Annotated in this window: 19 protein-coding genes and 1 pseudogene; 18 read left to right on the top strand and 2 right to left on the bottom strand. The window is 44.8% G+C overall.

Features of this window, described 5'->3' with window-relative positions; all coding sequences use genetic code 11:
- Window positions 1-252: 252 nt before the first annotated feature.
- Both CJ483_RS11235 and CJ483_RS11230 read left to right on the top strand, forming a co-directional pair.
- Window positions 253-801 carry a hypothetical protein gene (locus CJ483_RS11235; protein ID WP_142927225.1) on the top strand — a complete coding sequence of 183 codons (549 nt, stop codon included), beginning with the start codon at window positions 253-255 and terminating at the stop codon, window positions 799-801.
- A gap of 60 nt (window positions 802-861) precedes the next feature.
- Window positions 862-1329, top strand: coding sequence for an S-ribosylhomocysteine lyase (locus CJ483_RS11230; RefSeq protein ID WP_120034958.1), 468 nt, complete (start codon window positions 862-864; stop codon window positions 1327-1329).
- Between the two features lie 393 nt (window positions 1330-1722).
- Here CJ483_RS11230 and CJ483_RS11225 read toward each other — a convergent pair whose 3' ends face one another.
- Window positions 1723-2175 carry a PaaI family thioesterase gene (locus tag CJ483_RS11225; RefSeq protein WP_406908886.1) on the bottom strand — a complete coding sequence of 151 codons (453 nt, stop codon included), beginning with the start codon at window positions 2173-2175 and terminating at the stop codon, window positions 1723-1725.
- Between the two features lie 453 nt (window positions 2176-2628).
- Here CJ483_RS11225 and paaK point away from each other — a divergent pair, with 453 nt between their 5' ends.
- The 15 genes and pseudogenes from paaK (at window position 2629) to paaX (ending at window position 15631) form a co-directional block, all read left to right on the top strand.
- Complete coding sequence (gene paaK, locus CJ483_RS11220) at window positions 2629-3957, top strand: phenylacetate--CoA ligase PaaK (protein WP_120034956.1); 1329 nt, start codon at window positions 2629-2631, stop codon at window positions 3955-3957.
- Window positions 3958-3992: 35 nt separating this feature from the next.
- Window positions 3993-4994: an NAD(P)/FAD-dependent oxidoreductase gene (locus tag CJ483_RS11215; RefSeq protein ID WP_120034954.1), complete on the top strand. Its 1002-nt coding sequence runs from the start codon at window positions 3993-3995 to the stop codon at window positions 4992-4994.
- A 39-nt stretch (window positions 4995-5033) separates the two neighbouring features.
- Window positions 5034-5273 (top strand): ferredoxin, encoded by a 240-nt coding sequence (locus CJ483_RS11210; protein WP_120034952.1) that lies wholly within the window; start codon window positions 5034-5036, stop codon window positions 5271-5273.
- Between the two features lie 201 nt (window positions 5274-5474).
- Window positions 5475-6428, top strand: a complete 954-nt coding sequence (paaA, locus tag CJ483_RS11205; protein WP_120034950.1) for a 1,2-phenylacetyl-CoA epoxidase subunit PaaA — start codon at window positions 5475-5477, stop codon at window positions 6426-6428.
- A 25-nt stretch (window positions 6429-6453) separates the two neighbouring features.
- Window positions 6454-6798, top strand: a complete 345-nt coding sequence (paaB, locus tag CJ483_RS11200) for a 1,2-phenylacetyl-CoA epoxidase subunit PaaB (RefSeq protein WP_120034948.1) — start codon at window positions 6454-6456, stop codon at window positions 6796-6798.
- Window positions 6795-7610: a 1,2-phenylacetyl-CoA epoxidase subunit PaaC gene (gene paaC, locus CJ483_RS11195; protein WP_120034946.1), complete on the top strand. Its 816-nt coding sequence runs from the start codon at window positions 6795-6797 to the stop codon at window positions 7608-7610. Before paaB ends, paaC begins: the two co-directional genes overlap by 4 nt.
- Before the next feature lie 26 nt (window positions 7611-7636).
- Window positions 7637-8137 (top strand): 1,2-phenylacetyl-CoA epoxidase subunit PaaD, encoded by a 501-nt coding sequence (gene paaD, locus CJ483_RS11190; RefSeq protein WP_120034944.1) that lies wholly within the window; start codon window positions 7637-7639, stop codon window positions 8135-8137.
- A 17-nt stretch (window positions 8138-8154) separates the two neighbouring features.
- Window positions 8155-8463, top strand: coding sequence for an EthD family reductase (locus CJ483_RS11185; protein ID WP_120034942.1), 309 nt, complete (start codon window positions 8155-8157; stop codon window positions 8461-8463).
- Window positions 8460-9236 (top strand): enoyl-CoA hydratase/isomerase family protein, encoded by a 777-nt coding sequence (locus tag CJ483_RS11180; protein WP_120034940.1) that lies wholly within the window; start codon window positions 8460-8462, stop codon window positions 9234-9236. The genes CJ483_RS11185 and CJ483_RS11180 overlap by 4 nt, the downstream gene beginning before the upstream one ends.
- A 13-nt stretch (window positions 9237-9249) precedes the next feature.
- Window positions 9250-10023, top strand: coding sequence for an enoyl-CoA hydratase-related protein (locus CJ483_RS11175; RefSeq protein WP_120034938.1), 774 nt, complete (start codon window positions 9250-9252; stop codon window positions 10021-10023).
- 14 nt (window positions 10024-10037) lie between these two features.
- A complete protein-coding gene (locus CJ483_RS11170) occupies window positions 10038-11555 on the top strand; it encodes an aldehyde dehydrogenase family protein (RefSeq protein WP_120034936.1) in 1518 nt (505 codons plus the stop codon).
- Between the two features lie 70 nt (window positions 11556-11625).
- Window positions 11626-12497, top strand: a pseudogene (locus tag CJ483_RS11165) (3-hydroxyacyl-CoA dehydrogenase).
- Window positions 12494-13699 (top strand): 3-oxoadipyl-CoA thiolase, encoded by a 1206-nt coding sequence (gene pcaF, locus CJ483_RS11160; protein WP_120034934.1) that lies wholly within the window; start codon window positions 12494-12496, stop codon window positions 13697-13699. Before CJ483_RS11165 ends, pcaF begins: the two are co-directional and overlap by 4 nt.
- Window positions 13700-13893: 194 nt before the next feature.
- Complete coding sequence (locus tag CJ483_RS11155) at window positions 13894-14670, top strand: enoyl-CoA hydratase-related protein (RefSeq protein WP_120034932.1); 777 nt, start codon at window positions 13894-13896, stop codon at window positions 14668-14670.
- 82 nt (window positions 14671-14752) lie between these two features.
- Window positions 14753-15631 (top strand): phenylacetic acid degradation operon negative regulatory protein PaaX, encoded by an 879-nt coding sequence (paaX, locus tag CJ483_RS11150; RefSeq protein WP_120034930.1) that lies wholly within the window; start codon window positions 14753-14755, stop codon window positions 15629-15631.
- Between the two features lie 93 nt (window positions 15632-15724).
- Here paaX and CJ483_RS11145 read toward each other — a convergent pair whose 3' ends face one another.
- Complete coding sequence (locus CJ483_RS11145; RefSeq protein ID WP_120034928.1) at window positions 15725-16243, bottom strand: gamma carbonic anhydrase family protein; 519 nt, start codon at window positions 16241-16243, stop codon at window positions 15725-15727.
- 82 nt (window positions 16244-16325) lie between these two features.
- Between CJ483_RS11145 and CJ483_RS11140 the strand changes: the two genes are divergently transcribed.
- Window positions 16326-17300, top strand: a complete 975-nt coding sequence (locus CJ483_RS11140; RefSeq protein WP_120034926.1) for an NAD(P)H-dependent flavin oxidoreductase — start codon at window positions 16326-16328, stop codon at window positions 17298-17300.
- The last annotated feature ends 19 nt before the right edge of the window (window positions 17301-17319 follow it).

Raw genomic sequence — 17319 nt, 5'->3', positions numbered from 1 at the left:
GCGGTGCGTCAGCATCCAGGGGTGCCTCTTTGGCGGCCTGACCGATCCTTATTTCTATGAAGGATACTTGCCCGCATTGATCAGCAAGCACCGTTCGGATGCCCGGCAAGTAGCCGGTCGGTGCTTTAATCAGTAATCAAGCTTCGAAGTGCCATTCCTCCTGCCCACGCAATTCGCTAATTTTTTCTATGTTCAGCAGTTGAGGAAAAAGGGCAACTTGACATACAATAGGGCAGAAAGGACGTGAAGACGTTGATACGAAGATTAATGGTGCCTGCTTTGCTGGCCGGGATTCTCTTGGCTGGATGTGGTGATGAAGAGGCAAAGAAAGAAAAGGCAGATCAACCACAAGCAGCAGAAGACCCTAAGCCGGCAGCTGATCAGCCTGAGGAAACGAAACAGCCTGTCGTGACTCAGCCAATTGAAGATGTAGATAATGTGCCTCCAAAAGAAAAAGAGGAGTTAATGAAGACGCTTGCCCAGCACGTAGATGCCTTTAACGGAAAAGATCTCGATGCATATATGGAGACCATTTCTAAAAATACAGAACGCAATTATGAGGAAGAGCGTCTTTACGTGAAAAAGGTATTTGATACATTTGATGCAAAAATGGAACCTCAACATACAGCTATCATTAAGTATGATGATAAGAAAAAAGAGGCTTATATATTCGTGGCAATGAAATCTGTCACAAAAGATTTGCAGACAGGAAAGGAAGTCGCAGAAACGACGCGGCAAGTGATGAAGTTTAATAAAGAGAAAGACGGTTGGAAACAAACCGCTTTATCTGCGATGAAATAGTCCAAATGTTCAGGAGAACTGATATAATAGAGTTAACTTTCTGATAAAGGAGCGATCATGATGGCAGAACAAAAACAGATGAACGTAGAAAGCTTTAACCTTGACCATACGAAAGTAAAAGCACCTTATATTCGGCTTGCTGGCAAAAAAGAAGGGATCAATGGAGATCAAATTTACAAATATGATCTGCGCTTTTCCCAGCCAAATAAAGAACATATGGACATGCCTGCCATTCATTCCCTCGAGCATATGATGGCGGAATTCAGCCGCAACCATTCGGATAAAATTGTAGACATTAGTCCGATGGGATGTCAGACAGGCTATTACTTATCCGTCATTAACCACGAAGATTTTGATGACATTTTGCGCATTGTAGAAGCCACATTAAAAGATGTACTCGAAGCAACAGAAGTTCCTGCCTGCAACGAAGTGCAATGCGGATGGGCGGCTAGCCACAGCCTTGAAGGAGCAAAAGAACTTGCCCGGTATATGCTATCAAAACGCGAAGAGTGGACGGAAGTATTTTAAGAATAAAAGCGAAGCCGCCTGCACTGGAGCGACAAGCATAAGACGAAATGGTGAAGTGGCGTTCCTCAGCTACACAACCAGGTCGGGCATATGACCTCGAGCTCCAAGAAGGCAGAGCTGGATAGAATAAAAGCGAAGCCGCCTGCACTGGAGCGACAAGCATAAGACGAAATGGTGAAGTGGCGTTCCTCAGCCACACAACCAGGTCGGCATATGACCTCGAGCTCCAAGGAGGCGGAGCTGGATAGAATAAAAGCGAAGCCGCCTGTACGAGGCCATCTGTTTTCCCATCGCTTCCCCTTAAGACAAGCTGTCTATGAAGATTGTTTTATGTGTAAAGAAAACTTTTCAAAACAAAAAGAGACTGCCAGTTTTTTCTGACAGTCTTCCTTTTTAAGATTCATCCACCGGGACAAAGTATTGGTCTTTTCTATACACGGTGGCTTCCATTGTTGCAAGAAGATTTCCTTCACTTTCAACAGTGATTCGATACCATGCGATGCGCCGGGTTTTCTTTTCTTCAACGGCTGTAGCAGTTAAAGTGGCTCCTTTGCGGCCAGGAGCCATAAAATTCATATTGGTGGATAAGCCGACAGAGACTTTCCCATAAGAATTGCTTGCTGCTGCAAATACGTAATCCGCAATGGCGAACATAACAGCACCATGAACAGTTCCATGAGAGTTCAACATATAGTCTTCAATTTGCATTTCAGCCGAAGCGGTTCCTTTGCCAAGCGCAGTTAACTGAATACCTAAGTGATTGGCGTACGGCTCCTGCTTGAATGTTTCGACAATCTGGTCATAGTGTTCAGCATGGATTTCTTGCTCGTCTAGTTGTCTAGTCAATTTAATCACCTTCCCGTGAATTTTCTAAATTGGTTCTGCCCTCCCGCTTTAACGCTTCACTTGAGTAAAAAGCGCTATGTAAGGAATAGATGGATGATCTAGAAAAATAGCATCATACGATTTTAAAACGCTAAACCAGTAATGGCTTATAAATTCTTTAGATAAAAGTACCATAGCCTTCTCGTTATGTAAATCGAAAGTTCGAACTATTCTGTCTTAATGTGGGCCGCTTTAAGAGGAGGATTGAAAACGATAACAAAACTGAATGAAACGAATATACAAATGAGAGGTTCAAATATGAATTTTCAGAAATTATCATTGACAACAAGCTGCGTAAATTTTAAAATTTAAACATATTACTATTATTCCAATCATCGTATTAAAATCGTTATGAGTTTTCGAGAAGGATTTTTCAAACAAAGGCTATATATTATGCAATTGGAGGGCTACACAATGTATAATCCGCAAATTGAAACAATGGCGCGTTCTGAAATGGAGAGTTTACAGCTTGGACGCCTTCAAAAAACAGTCGAAAGAGTATATGAGAATGTTGAATTCTATAAAAAGAAATTTGAAGAATTAGGGATCACTCCGGAAGATATTAAAAGCTTAGATGATATTGTTAAGCTGCCATTTACAAAAAAACAAGATTTACGCGATAATTATCCATTTGGTTTATTTGCTGTTCCGCAGGAAGAAGTTGTTCGCATTCATGGATCTTCCGGTACAAGCGGAAAACCGACTGTCGTTGGCTATACACAGAATGACATTAACGTGTGGAGTGAAGTAGTAGCCCGTTCCATTGTAGCGGCAGGCGGAAAGAAATCAGACATTTTTCATAACGCTTATGGCTATGGCTTGTTCACTGGCGGTCTTGGTCTACATTACGGGGCGGAAGCTCTTGGGGCAGCTGTTGTTCCTATTTCAGGAGGAAACACAGAAAGACAAATTACAGTCATTGAAGACTTTAAGCCAAGAGGCATTTGCGGTACGCCTTCTTACATTTTAAATATTGCTGAAAAAATGCAGGAAATGGGCAAGGACCCAAGAGATACATCGATTGAATATGGTATTTTTGGTGCGGAGCCATGGTCTGAAGAAATGCGTACTAAGCTCGAAGAAACGTTAAATTTGAAAGCGGTTGATATTTACGGCTTGAGCGAAATTATGGGGCCTGGCGTGTCTATTGAATGTTATGAAGCACAAGATGGTTTGCACGTTCAAGAGGACCATTTTTTCGTTGAAGTAATTAATCCAGATACGCTTGAGCCGGTTGCTGAAGGGGAAATCGGTGAGCTTGTCTTTACGAGCTTAACGAAGGAAGCGTTTCCGATTATCCGATACCGTACGGGTGACCTTGCATCCATTACAAGAGAAACCTGCAAATGTGGACGGACAACAGTGAGAATGTCTAGAGTAAAAGGGCGTACAGATGACATGCTCATTATTCGTGGCGTTAATGTTTTCCCATCTGAAATCGAACGTGTCCTTTTGCAAATTGAAGGCCTTGTGCCGCATTATCAAATTCACCTTGTTAGAAAAGGCACAATGGATGGCGTAGAACTTCATGTAGAAGTGGAGAGCGAATTGTATCGAGAAATCGGAGAAGATTTGTCCCACTTGCGCATTCAGCAAATGAAAAAAGAAATCCAGCATTTGATGAAATCCACCTGTTTGGTGTCAATGAATACAATCTTTAATATCCCTAAAGCGATTCCAAGGTCAGAAGGAAAAGCAATCCGAATCGTTGATTTGAGAAATTCCGACACGGTCGGCGTATAATAAGAGAATGACTAGATTGAAGGAGGAATTACGGAATGTCTGACAACCAGCAAGTTTTTGACATCACGATTATCGGGGGAGGGCCAGTAGGATTATTCACCGCTTTCTATGCGGGAATGAGACAGATGTCTTGCAAGATCATTGAAAGCTTGCCGCAGCTAGGCGGCCAGCTGTCGGCCCTTTACCCGGAAAAATACATTTATGACGTAGCCGGCTTTCCTAAAGTGAGAGCTCAGGAGCTTGTCGATAATTTAAAAGAGCAAATGAATCAGTTTGATCCGACCGTCTGCCTCGAGGAAGCAGTCGAAGGACTGGAAAAGCAGGAAGATGGTACGTTCAAGCTGACAACGAATGCGGGTACGCACTATACGAAAACAGTGATTATTACAGCAGGGAACGGGGCGTTCCAGCCGAGAAAGCTGGAGCTTGCCGGCTCGGAAAAATACGAAGGAAAGAACCTTCACTATTTTATCAACGACCTGAACCAGTTTGCCGGAAAGAAAGTACAGGTCTTCGGTGGCGGCGACTCGGCGGTGGACTGGGCGCTGATGCTGGAGCCGATCGCCGAGCAGGTGACCATTGCCCACCGCCGCGATAAATTCCGTGCCCACGAGCACAGTGTGGAAACGATGAAGAATTCTTCAGTCAATATCAAAACGCCATTTGTGCCGACTGAACTTGTTGGGGAAGAGAGAATCGAACAGGTCATTCTCCAAGAAGTGAAAGGGGAACAGCAAGAGGTGATCGAGGTCGATGACGTTGTCGTTACTTACGGATTTGTTTCTTCCCTCGGTCCCATTAAAAACTGGGGACTAGACATTGAGAAGAACAGCATCGTCGTCAATTCTCGGATGGAAACGAACATCCCGGGGATTTACGCAGCGGGAGATATTTGTACGTATGAAGGAAAGGTGAAGCTGATTGCGAGCGGCTTCGGCGAAGCGCCGACGGCTGTCAGCAACGCGAAAGTATACATTGATCCAAAAGCGAAAGTACAGCCGTTACATAGTACGTCTGTAATGGGAGATGCAAAATAATCGAGAGATTGCTTATCAACAAAGGAGGAACACTACATCATGCCGACATATACTATTGTCGATAAAGACACTTGTATAGCCTGCGGAGCTTGCGGAGCGAGCGCGCCGGATATCTTTGACTATGATGACGAGGGGATTTCCTACGTTATTTTGGATGACAACGAAGGAACAGCTGAAGTGCCAGATGATTTGTTGGATGATTTAGAGGATGCAGCAGAGGGCTGTCCGACAGAATCTATTAAAATCGCTGGTCAGCCATTTTGTGCAGAAAGAGTCTAAAGTCAATATTCCTTTCATAAGATATACATAGAAACGCCGGTCTATAAGACCGGCGTTTCTATGTATATGGGCAATTAAGAAAATTTCATTAAAAATTATCAGAATATATTTGCATTGTGTATAACAATAATTTATAATTACGTTATAAAAATGTTATATATAAGTTTTAGGACTGCGATAGAATTAAAGGAGGAGCAGACAATGTCTAATCTGACAATGATGACAGAAGAAGAAAAGTTAGCACAATTTATGCAGCGGATTGAAGCCGGGGATAAAATTGAAGCGGATGACTGGATGCCTGAAGAATACCGCATGGCGCTTGTTAAGTTAATTTCTATGCATGGGATCAGCGAAATAATGGGAGCGCTTCCAGAGAAAGAGTGGGTGCCGAAAGCTCCTTCCCTTCATAGAAAGCTCGGCATTATGGCGAAAGTGCAGGATGAAATGGGACACGGACAGCTTCTTCTTCGCGTAGCAGAAGACTTGTTGAAACCATACGGCAAAAACCGCGGTGACTTAATGCAGGATTTATTCAACGGTGACTTGAAGTTCCATAACGTTTTTCACATGGATACAAGAACATGGGGAGATGCAGGGTTAATCGGATGGCTTGTTGACGGTGCAGCGATTATTACGCAAACAAATATGCTTGGTTCTTCCTACGGACCGTATGCAAGAGCACTGCAGCGCATTTGTGCAGAGGAAGTGTTTCATGCACAGCACGGTGAAGCGATCATCATGGCGCTTGCAGAAGGAACAGAAGAACAAAGAGCGATGATCCAGGACGCATTAAATCGCTGGTGGGATGCACTGCTTATGTTCTTCGGGCCAGCAAGTAAAGACACAACTGGTTCTTCTAAACAGGACGTGACCATTAAATATAAGATCCGCACAAAAACAAACGAGCAATTGAGACAGGATTTCTTTGATAAATATATTCCGCGCATTCTATCACTGGGATTAAAGCTTCCAGACTCCACTATGCATTATGACGAGGAAAATAAAGTGTGGGTTTACCAGCAGCCAGATTGGTCAGAATTCAAGAAAATTATTAAAAATCAAGGTCCGCGTTCTCAAGCACGCTTGAACTTGCGCAGAACTTCTTATGAAAATAATGCCTGGGTGCGCGATGCCCTTGCAGCTACAGTAAGCTAAGCGAATCGAGAGGAGCAGAAGGAAAATGGCAGAAAAAACATTTTACCAAGAATATGAAGTATTCAGCAAGCGGACGCCGAGCTCTGCATTTCAGCATCAGTTCAGCCTGCTTGCCCCGAACGAAGACATGGCGCTTATCATGGCTCAAGAGAACTTTATGCGTCGCGAGCCGGTTGCCGACATTTGGATCGTCAATAGAAAACATATTCGGTCAATGGATGCAGAGGAAAAATTAACACTTGGCCGGTTAGATAATAAGCAGTACCGCACGACAAAAGGGTATGGTTACTTAAAGAAAAAGTGGCGTCATTATGAACAGCAAATGCTGGATGAAAAAGAAATCTTGTCATGGGGAGGAGACGGCAAATGAGCAGCACAGAAAACAACGTATTAAGCCCGGAATATAAAGAAGCAGTAACGAATCTGTTATTTCAACTGGCAGATGACGACTTCTTAATTTCCTTCCGCGGCTCTGAATGGCTCGGGCTCGCTCCTCATATCGAGGAAGACGTTGCTTCCTCATCCATCAGCCAAGATACAATGGGGCATGCGGCAATGTATTACTCTCTCCTTGAGGAACTAGAGGCAGGAAAAGCGGATGACCTTGCTCATCTGCGTCCGGCTCAGGAAAGAAAAAACAGCGTGCTTGCTGAACGTGTGAACGGTGAAGGTTATTACATGGAGACGCCTCAGTACGATTGGGCGTATGCTGTCGTTAGAAATTTCTTTTATGCTCAAGCAAAAAAAGTGAAAATTGACTCTTTGCGTCAAAGCTCTTACCAACCGCTTGCGGAAACAGCCGTGAAAGTGAACATGGAACTTTACTATCACTTGCTGCACTGGAAAACATGGTTTGTTCAATTGTTAAGCTCAACAGATGAAGCGAAACAAAAAATGAACGACGCTATTGAAATGGTAATGAAGGATTTTGGAGATGTTTTCTCGTATGGTAATAAGAAAGCGGCTATTGAAAGCAACAATCTGATGGCTAGCGAAGAAGAATTGAAAGATAAATGGAAAGCGAACATGGCGCCAGTCTTTGAATCTCTTGGAATGGCAGTGCCTGTAATTCCTGAAACACCAGCTAAAAATGGCCGGAATGGCGAACATACAGAAGACTTAACAGCAGCACTGGCGACTCTTTCTGAAGTATACAGACTAGACCCTGCAGCTGCTTGGTAATTTAATACCGAAAAGAGGTGGCCTTAATGAATACACCTATAGAATCTGCTGGTCAGCAAGTATATGAGGCACTAACAAATGTGAAAGATCCAGAGATCGACACAGTTAGCATTATTGATCTCGGTATGGTAAAGGAAGTCAGCGCTGAAGGAAGTCATGTAAAAGTGGTTCTTCTACCAACATTCTTAGGATGTCCAGCACTTGAAATTATTAAAAAGAACACAGTCAGCGCTGTGAAAGAACTTTCTTTCGTTGAAGAAGTAGACGTAGAATTTGTTTTTCATCCGCCATGGACGTCGGATCGTATTACAGAAGAAGGTCATAAAGGCCTGCGTGCGTTCGGGATTGCCCCGCCGCCCAAGCACTTTGAAGAAGATGGTTCGTGGCATGTAGATTGCCCGTATTGCGGGTCTACTTATGTCACAATGGAGAACATTTTCGGACCGACGGCCTGCAGAAGCATCTTATATTGTAAGAGCTGTAAAAATCCGTTTGAGGCAATGAAGCCTGTTTCAACAATGATGTAAAAGTGGAGGGATGTACAGTGGCAAAAGTAGTAGCTTTATATAAGCAACCAAAAGATAAAGAAACATTCGACGAGCATTATTTTAATGTTCATGGACCGATTACAGCAAAAATTCCGGGCCTTCGTGAAATGAAAGTAACAAAATTTAATAAATCCGTTATGACAGGCGGAGAAGCAGAATATTATCTGATGTGCGAAATGATTTACGATAGCATGGAAGATTTAAAGAATGGCATGCGCTCAGATGAAGGAAAAGCTTCTGGAAAAGATTTAATGGGATTTGCAGGTGATCTCGTTACATTAATGATCGGTGAGGAAGTAGAATGAGCCGTTTTGAATTCATCGAAACATCCGTAAAGGGCGGCACGGCGGTTATTGAATTAAACCGCCCCCGCCAACTGAATGCGCTGAATCGTAGAATGGTCGGTGAGATCGTAGAAGCGATCGAGACATTCGACCGTGACGAAGAAGTTCTTGTCATCTTGTTGACGGGAAAAGGACATTCTTTCTCAGCTGGTGCGGACATTGATGAAATGGCAGAAGATGATCCGATCCGCCTTGAGCTTTTAAATCAGTTTGCCGATTGGGACAGGCTATCATTAGTGAAAAAGCCGATTATCGGCGCTGTTAAAGGGTTTGTCTTTGGCGGCGGATTCGAGCTAGCGCTCAGCTGTGACATATTGATCGCGGCAGCCGGCACGGAGTTTTCCTTTCCTGAAGTGTCGATCGGTGTCATGCCGGGGGCGGGCGGTACACAAAGACTGACAAAGCTCGTTGGCCGCACGAAAGCGCTGGAATGGCTATGGACAGGTGAACGGATTCCAGCAGAGGCTGCTCTTGCTCACGGGGTCATTAATAAAATTGTCGCGCCGGAGCTACTAATGGAAGAAGCGATGAAGTTTGCAGGCAGAATTGCGAAACAGCCGCCTCTTTCCGTACGGCTCATCAAAGATTCGGTCAATAAGGCAGTCGATTACTCGCTGTATGAAGGCATGCAGTATGAACGAAAAAATTTCTATTTGTTGTTTGCCTCGCAGGATCAAAAAGAAGGCATGAATGCGTTTGTCGAAAAAAGGAAACCGAATTATAGAGGAAGGTAAGGGGCTTTGTCGAATGTTTGAAACGATCCGTTATGACGTGAAAGACGGAGTCGCCTGGCTCTTTTTAAACAGGCCTGACAAGCTGAATGCGTTTACAGCGCAAATGAACCGCGAGATTAAAGACGCAGTCAAAGCTGCCTCACAGGATGATGAGGTGCGCTGTATCGTGATTACAGGAGAAGGACGGGCATTTTGCTCCGGCCAGGACTTGTCGGAAGTGGATGAAAATATGGACCATGGTGACATTTTAAGAAAACATTATGGGCCAATGGTTAAACAAATCAGACAATGTGAAAAGCCGATTGTGGCTGCTGTTAATGGGGTAGCTGCCGGTGCAGGATTTTCCTTGGCGCTGGCTTGTGATTTCAGACTGGTTTCGGAGAAAGCTAGCTTTGTCAATGCCTTTGTTCATGTAGGACTCATTCCTGACTCAGGCAATCTTTATTTCCTCACGCAGCTTGTCGGCCAGGCAAAAGCAGCAGAATTATCGATTTTGGGAGAGAAAGTGCCAGCAGAAAAAGCGGTGGCGCTCGGCCTTGCCAACCAGATGATTTCCGCAGAAACATTCACAGACGAAGTGAGCGCATTTGCGGCTCGCCTTGCCGCTATGCCAACAAAAGCAATTGGCTTAATTAAACGCTCATTGAAAGCCGCTTCTGTGCTTTCTTTTGAAGACTACCTTGAGCAAGAAGCACAAGGACAGCGGACAGCAGGATTAACGGCTGATCACCGCGAGGGTGTCGAAGCATTCATGCAAAAAAGAAAACCTGTTTTCTCAGGAAAATAAAGGGAGTGGAACCTATGTCAACAACTCAAGAAACAAAAGTAGAACAAGAAGCAATTAAACGCGATTTTTATCATTTAATCATCAATGGCGAGAAAGTAAAAAGCAGCACAGGTGAAACGATCAAGACATACAATCCGGCAACGGGTGAGCTGGTGGCTGAAGTAGCAAAGGCATCAAAGGAAGATACAGAAAAAGCAGTTGCAGCAGCACGTGAAGCATTCGATAATGGTAAATGGAAGAAGTATCCTGTAGGTCGTCGTGCACAGGTGCTAAATAAAATTGCTGCGATTATGCGTTCTCGTTTTAATGAACTTGTTGAGCTTGAAATTCTTGACACAGGCAAGACGATCCACGCTGCTCAAGGACAGATCACGCAAGCGATTGAAGACTTTGAATTTTATGCTGGAGCGATCGTGGGTCACCGCGGCACAGTTAACAATGTTCCTGGACAATTCCATAACTATACTGAAAAAGAACCGGTTGGTGTTTGTGCGCAAATTACTCCATGGAACTATCCAATGATGATGGCTGCTTGGAAAATTGCCCCTGCTATTGCTGTTGGCTGTTCTGTTATTGTTAAGCCGGCATCCCTTACTCCGCTGACAACGATTGTCCTCGGTGAAATCTGTCAGGAAGCAGGCGTTCCAGCAGGCGTTGTAAATATCGTTCCGGGATCAGGAGCGGAAGTAGGCGATTATTTAGTAGGACACCCACAAGTAGACAAAGTAGCCTTCACTGGCTCTACACCAATTGGGAAAGACATTATGGCCAAAGCTTCTCAAACATTAAAACGCGTAACACTTGAACTTGGCGGTAAATCTCCTAATCTTGTATTTGCCGATGCGGACATTGATGCAGCAGTAGATGGTTCATTATTCGGAATCTTCTATAATAGCGGACAATCTTGTGAAGCACGTTCTCGCCTGTATGTTCATGAAGATATCTATGATGAGTTCGTTAGCAAATTTGTTGAAAAAGCAAAAAGTATTAAACTCGGTGATCCATTTGATAAAGGAACACACATGGGCGCCATCATTGACCAAGGTCAGCTTGACACAATTGACGGCTATGTGAAGTCTGCGATCGAAGACGGCGCTGAAATTCTTGCCGGCGGAAATGTAGCACAGCCTGAAGGCTATGAGAATGGCTTCTGGTATGAGCCGACTGTCATTGCAAATGTGAACCATGACATGAAAGTCGTTAAAGAAGAAATCTTTGGTCCAGTTGTTGTCGTAATGAAATTCAAGGATGAAAAAGAAGCGATCAGACTGGCGAATGATACAGAGTTCGGCCTTGGCTCTGCAATCTGGACAAAAGACGGTGCCCGTGCAACTCGGGTAGCCAATCAAATCCAAGCAGGAATCGTTATGGTCAACTGTCCATTCTCTGCATTCCCGGGCACACCATTCGGCGGATACAAACAATCCGGCTTTGGCCGTGAGCTAAGCATTGAGTCACTGGATCTCTACACAGAAACGAAGAGCATCCTGTCTTACTATGGCAGCCGTCCGATCAATCCATTAGGAGTTTAATTTATTGATGAAGACGGACAGGTGGCATTCAGGCCTCTTGTCCGTTTTCACGCATAAGGGGGAGAACAACATGATCAACCGCATTGGAGTCGTCGGTTCCGGTGTGATGGGCAGAGGAATTGCCTATGTGGGAGCCGTTGGCGGTTACTCAGTGACAGTAGTAGATATTAATGAAGCGGCCTTGCAAAATGCGAAACAGGAGATTGATTCGATTTTTGAAAAAGGCCTATCGCGCGGCAAGATTACAGCAGAAGCTGCTGAGCAAGCGCGCAAGAATTTAAGCTATGAAAGCGACCTGGCACAAGTGGCAGCTGCCGCTGACTTAATTATCGAAGCTGTTCCTGAAAAAGCGGAAATTAAGAAGCAAGTGTTTGAGACGATTGAAGAGCATGCTCCGGAGCATTGCTTCTTTGCAACGAATACTTCTACAATGAGCCCGACAGAGATTGCTTCATACGCGAAGCGCCCGGAAAAAACTATCGCGATGCATTTTTTAATCCGGTACATAAAATGCCTCTCGTTGAAATTATCCGCGGCTTGGAAACAAGTGATGAAACAGCAGCCGTGATTAGAGAAGTAGCCGAGAAAATGGGCAAGGAAACAGTCGTTATTAACGAGTTTCCTGGATTCGTAACCAGTCGGATCAGTGCTTTAGTCGGCAACGAGGCGTTTTACATGCTACAGGAAGGCCTCGGTACCCCGGAAGAGATCGACAAAGCGATCAAGCTCGGCTTAAATTATCCAATGGGTCCATTTGAATTGGTTGACCTTGTTGGTTTGGATGCACGCTTGAACAACTTAAAATATTTGCATGAAAAGCTTGGCGAGAAGTACCGTCCGGCACCGCTTCTTGAACAATATGTGAAAGCGGGAAGACTTGGCCGTAAAAGTGGAAAAGGCGTTTACGATTATACGAACAAGGAAGAGTTGGTAAAAAAATGAGAGAAGTAGTCATTGTTGATGCAGTCCGCACACCGATTGGTAGATATAAAGGAGCTTTAAAAGACGTTAGACCGGATGATCTTGGCGCCGTTGTTATTAAAGCGCTGCTTGAAAGAAATCCGAGTCTTCCGCCTGAACAAATTGAAGAAGTCATTTTTGGCAATGCCAATCAGGCGGGTGAAGACAACCGTAACGTAGCGAGAATGTCCGCTTTGCTTGCGGGACTTCCAGTGGAAGTCGGCGGCACGACAGTGAACCGTCTGTGCGGTTCAGGGCTTGATGCTGTGATGTATGCAGCGAGAGCGATTGCCGTTGGCGAAGGGGACATCTTTATTGCCGGGGGAACAGAAAGCATGACACGCGCACCGCTCGTTATGGCAAAGCCGGATAAGGACTTCCCGCGTGGAAACATGGAATTGCAAGATACGACGATTGGCTGGCGCTTTACGAATCCAAAGCTTCACGAAATGTACGGAACAGATTCTATGCCGCAAACGGCAGAAAATGTAGCGCAGCGTTATAACATTTCCCGTGAGGATCAGGATAAATTTGCGTTTGAAAGCCAGCAGCGTGCAAAAAAAGCCATGGAAGAAAACCGTTTTGCGGAAGAGATTGTGCCGGTCGTATATAAAGACCGCAAAGGGAATGAAATTGTCATCGATACGGATGAGCATCCGCGACCAGATACAACTATTGAAAAGCTTGGCAAGCTAAGACCACTGTTTGCAGATGGAACAGTGACAGCTGGAAATGCCTCAGGTGTAAATGATGGAGCTTCTGCTTTGCTAATTATGAGCGCCGAAAAAGCGAAGGAATTGGACTTGAAGCCGCTTGCCAAATACGTTACAGGAGCGACAGCGGGACTAGAGCCTGCTGTAATGGGGCTTGGACCGATCTACGCATCAAGAAAAGCACTCGGACGCGCTGGCTTGACAGTGGACGACCTGGGGCTTATTGAGTTGAATGAAGCGTTTGCTTCTCAATCGCTTGAATGTATCCGCCAGTTAGAGCTGGACCAAAGCAAAGTAAATGTCAACGGCGGGGCGATTGCTTTTGGCCATCCGCTTGGCGCAAGCGGCGCTCGTATTTTAACAACGCTTCTTTATGAAATGAAAAAACGCGATGAAAAATATGGATTGGCAACGATGTGTATTGGCGTCGGCCAAGGGATTGCTGCAATCGTAGAAAATATAAACGAATAATAAAGATTGTAGGAAAAGTCGATTTTCTAAGCTTTTAGGCTGATTGAAATCGTTTCGTTTGTCTACGATCTGGGATAAATAGGATCACTCGATAAACAGGCTGTCCTTCAGGCGCCAGAGCTCTTTTCTGCTAAGGAAAAGGAAGAGCAGCGGCAGGCGTTGGACAGCTTTTTTGATAGAAAGGGAGAAGAAACATGTCGACTGTTTTATATACAAAGGAAAACAACATTGCCTATGTAACGATTAACCGTGAAAAAGCTCTCAACTGTTTTAACTACGAGACACTTAAACGCCTGCAAGAAGTAACCGATGAAATCTCCATTGACCCGGAAGTAAAGGTCGTAATTTTTACCGGTGCCGGTGAAAAAGCATTCAGTGCCGGTGCGGATTTAAAAGAGCGTAAAACATTGACAGAAACAGAAGTCCGCCGAAATGTTAAAGCGATTCGTGATGTTTTTAACAGCATTGCTGCCCTTCCACAGCCGACAATTGCTGCTGTAAATGGCTACGCGCTTGGTGGCGGGTTTGAATTGATGATCGCCTGCGACTTCCCAATCGCGGCAGCGGGGGTCCAGATGGGGCTTACAGAAACAAGCTGGGCGATCATCCCGGGAGCTGGCGGCACACAGCGTTTGCCAAGATTGGTAGGAGAAATGAAAGCGAAAGAACTTATTTTTACCGCCAAGAAATTTACGGCTGAAGAAGGCTTAGCACTCGGTGTAGTATTAAAAGTTGTGCAGAAGGAAGAATTAATGACTGCCTGTGAACAGCTTGCCGCCGATATGATGAAAAATGGACCTGTTGCCTTAAAGCAAGCCAAATATGCCATTATCCAAGGAATGAATACCGATTTGCAAACAGGACTTGCTATTGAGTCGAAAGCGTACGAACTCACGATTCCGACAGAAGATCGCTTAGAGGCGCTTCAGGCATTCAGTGAAAAAAGAGCACCAAAATTTATTGGAAAGTAAGTAATTTTTCCAATATCACGTTATAATAAGAGAATCAAAGGAAAGTGATGCAACGACGATCAAAGAAGAAAGAGTGGGAGAGATGGCGAATACACAATCAATGATCTTCACGATTTATGGCGATTACATTCGCCATTACGGCAATAAGATATGGATCGGCAGCTTAATCCGTGTATTGAAAGAATTTGGCCATAATGAGCAGTCCGTTCGTGTGGCCGTTTCACGAATGGTGAAGCAGGGGTGGATCCAATCGGAGAAGAAAGGAAATAAAAGCTATTATTTTCTGACACCACGTGGAGAAGTGCGCATGGAAGAAGCCGCCCGCCGGATTTTTAAATTAAAGGCGCACGAGTGGGATGGCAAATGGCGCATGCTGATGTATACCATTCCTGAGGAGAAACGGCAAATTCGCGATGAATTGCGCAAAGAGCTCTTGTGGAGCGGTTTCGGCAGCTTTTCCAACGGATGTTGGATTTCACCAAATGACCTTGAAAAAGAAGTGAAAATGCTTGTAGAGAAATACGATATTAGTTCCTATGTCGATTTCTTTGTCGCAGATTATAAAGGACCGCAGGAAGACCGTGCGCTTGTTGAAAAAAGCTGGCCGCTTGATGAAATTGAAGGTAAGTATGAAGAATTTATTTCTACATACAGCAAAAGATATATTGTTCATCAAAGTGCCATGGCAAGTGGACAAATGACCGATGCTGAGTGTTTTGTTGAGCGGACGAATCTTGTGCATGAATACCGCAAGTTTCTTTTTACCGATCCTGGGCTTCCGAAAGAACTGCTGCCGTCTATGTGGAATGGCGATCATGCGGCTCTTTTATTCGCTCAGTATTATAAATTGCTTGCTGAACCAGCCAGCCGGTTTTTCGAGGAAGTATTCCGTGAAGACAATGATATGCGCCGCAAGGACAAGTCGTATGACGCTGCTGATCATCCATATATCGTGAATTAAATGAAAAAGAAAGGTGCAGAGCACCTTTCTTTTTTACGGATAAAATGTCAGAAAAGATGCTTTTAATGATGTCTCGGCGCGTGGGAAGATCCATTACTTTTCTTTAAAAGTCTCTCGGAATTCATAGCCTTTTTGGACGTAAGTATCAATGGATAGCTGAATGAGCTCGAAATCCTTGTCGCTTAGTTCGCGAACGACCTTTCCGGGCGAACCGACGACGAGCGAGCGGGGAGGAATCTTTTTGCCACTTGGAACTAAAGTGTTGGCGCCAATGATGCACTCTTCTCCAATTTCTGCATGGTCAAGAATGGTTGAGCCCATGCCGACAATGGAGCGTTTTCCTATCTTGCAGCCGTGTAAAATAACATTATGGCCGACCGTTACTTCATCCTCAACGACTACCGGCGCTCCTTCATACAAGTGAATCGTTGAGTTATCCTGAACGCTGCACCGCTTGCCGATCGTGATGGTGCCCTCATCCCCCCGCAGTACAGCATTAAACCAAATGGTTGATTCCGAACCGATATGCACATCTCCGATAAGATAAGCACCAGGTGCAATAAATACGTTTTCTTCGAGCTGCGGATTTTTTCCGTTATATGTAACAATCATGACATACCCTCCAAATATGAATTTACGCAATTGTTTTTCTTTTTTATTTATTATAACATTTCTTTTAAGAGGAGGAGAAAAAATGATAGACGTTTGTGAATTGCTCCAGATTGACTATCCCATTATTCAAGGGGGAATGGGCAATATTAGCAATGCTCAGTTGACGGCTGCTGTCTCAGAGGCGGGCGGGCTGGGCACGATTGGCTGTGGTACAATGCCCCCTGACGAAGTGGAAAAAATTATTCTAGAAACAAAGCAGCGCACAAATAAAAATTTTGCGGTGAATATCGCGATTAGCGTGTCGCCTTATACAAAGGAACTGATTGACCTGGTTATCCAGCATAACGTACCCGTTGTATCGTTGTCAGCTGGCAATCCGGCTCCGCTTATCCCGGTGCTGCATGACCATGGGATAAAAGTGATTACGCTTGTTGCATCTGTGAAGCATGCGCAAAAAGCAGAAGCGGCGGGAGCGGACATTCTTGTGGCAGAAGGCTTTGAAGCGGCAGGAATCAACTCTAGCCTCGAATTGACAACCTTTGCGCTCATTCCGCAAATTGTGAAGCATGTGAACGTGCCGGTGCTTGCGGCAGGAGGAATTGGCGACGGCAAAGGATTGGCGGCGGCTCTTATGCTTGGCGCGAGTGGTGTGCAAATGGGGACACGGCTTATTGCAACGAAGGAAGCGCCCTTTCATGAAGTATACAAGAACAATCTGGTGCAAGCAGGCGATACAGAGACAACGATTTTTGGACGCAGCGTAGGGCGGGTAAGACGGATTTTGAAAACACCTTATGCCAAGCAATTAACTGAGCAGGAGCAGGCGGGAATGACGCTTGAACAATACGCGGAATGGACGTCTGAAGAAAAGCATGTCAAAGGGGCGATGGAAGGCGATATGGAAAAAGGCTTTATTAATAGCGGCCAAATTGCAGGCCTGATTGAAGATGTTCCGACTGTAAAAGAATTGCTTGAAAGAATGGTGGAAGAGGCGGATGAACAGTTGAATCGCTCGGCGCAGGAACTAAGAGAAGTGAGGTCACGAGCGGGAAAATAAACAGCACCTCCTATTGCCG

It is taken from the genome of Bacillus sp. PK3_68, from assembly GCF_003600835.1.
Lineage (GTDB): Bacteria > Bacillota > Bacilli > Bacillales > Domibacillaceae > Pseudobacillus.
Note: the sequence above shows the minus strand (reverse complement) of the source record. Positions and strands in the feature narration are given on the sequence as shown.

What these genes read in the sequence shown, in the direction of transcription:
- CJ483_RS11230 (WP_120034958.1), top strand. Translation starts at nt 862, where the DNA reads ATGGCAGAACAAAAACAGATGAACGTAGAAAGCTTTAACCTTGACCAT.
- paaK (WP_120034956.1), top strand. Translation starts at nt 2,629, where the DNA reads ATGTATAATCCGCAAATTGAAACAATGGCGCGTTCTGAAATGGAGAGT.
- CJ483_RS11215 (WP_120034954.1), top strand. Translation starts at nt 3,993, where the DNA reads ATGTCTGACAACCAGCAAGTTTTTGACATCACGATTATCGGGGGAGGG.
- CJ483_RS11210 (WP_120034952.1), top strand. Translation starts at nt 5,034, where the DNA reads ATGCCGACATATACTATTGTCGATAAAGACACTTGTATAGCCTGCGGA.
- paaA (WP_120034950.1), top strand. Translation starts at nt 5,475, where the DNA reads ATGTCTAATCTGACAATGATGACAGAAGAAGAAAAGTTAGCACAATTT.
- paaB (WP_120034948.1), top strand. Translation starts at nt 6,454, where the DNA reads ATGGCAGAAAAAACATTTTACCAAGAATATGAAGTATTCAGCAAGCGG.
- paaC (WP_120034946.1), top strand. Translation starts at nt 6,795, where the DNA reads ATGAGCAGCACAGAAAACAACGTATTAAGCCCGGAATATAAAGAAGCA.
- paaD (WP_120034944.1), top strand. Translation starts at nt 7,637, where the DNA reads ATGAATACACCTATAGAATCTGCTGGTCAGCAAGTATATGAGGCACTA.
- CJ483_RS11180 (WP_120034940.1), top strand. Translation starts at nt 8,460, where the DNA reads ATGAGCCGTTTTGAATTCATCGAAACATCCGTAAAGGGCGGCACGGCG.
- CJ483_RS11175 (WP_120034938.1), top strand. Translation starts at nt 9,250, where the DNA reads ATGTTTGAAACGATCCGTTATGACGTGAAAGACGGAGTCGCCTGGCTC.
- CJ483_RS11170 (WP_120034936.1), top strand. Translation starts at nt 10,038, where the DNA reads ATGTCAACAACTCAAGAAACAAAAGTAGAACAAGAAGCAATTAAACGC.
- pcaF (WP_120034934.1), top strand. Translation starts at nt 12,494, where the DNA reads ATGAGAGAAGTAGTCATTGTTGATGCAGTCCGCACACCGATTGGTAGA.
- CJ483_RS11155 (WP_120034932.1), top strand. Translation starts at nt 13,894, where the DNA reads ATGTCGACTGTTTTATATACAAAGGAAAACAACATTGCCTATGTAACG.
- paaX (WP_120034930.1), top strand. Translation starts at nt 14,753, where the DNA reads ATGGCGAATACACAATCAATGATCTTCACGATTTATGGCGATTACATT.
- CJ483_RS11145 (WP_120034928.1), bottom strand. Translation starts at nt 16,243, where the DNA reads ATGATTGTTACATATAACGGAAAAAATCCGCAGCTCGAAGAAAACGTA.
- CJ483_RS11140 (WP_120034926.1), top strand. Translation starts at nt 16,326, where the DNA reads ATGATAGACGTTTGTGAATTGCTCCAGATTGACTATCCCATTATTCAA.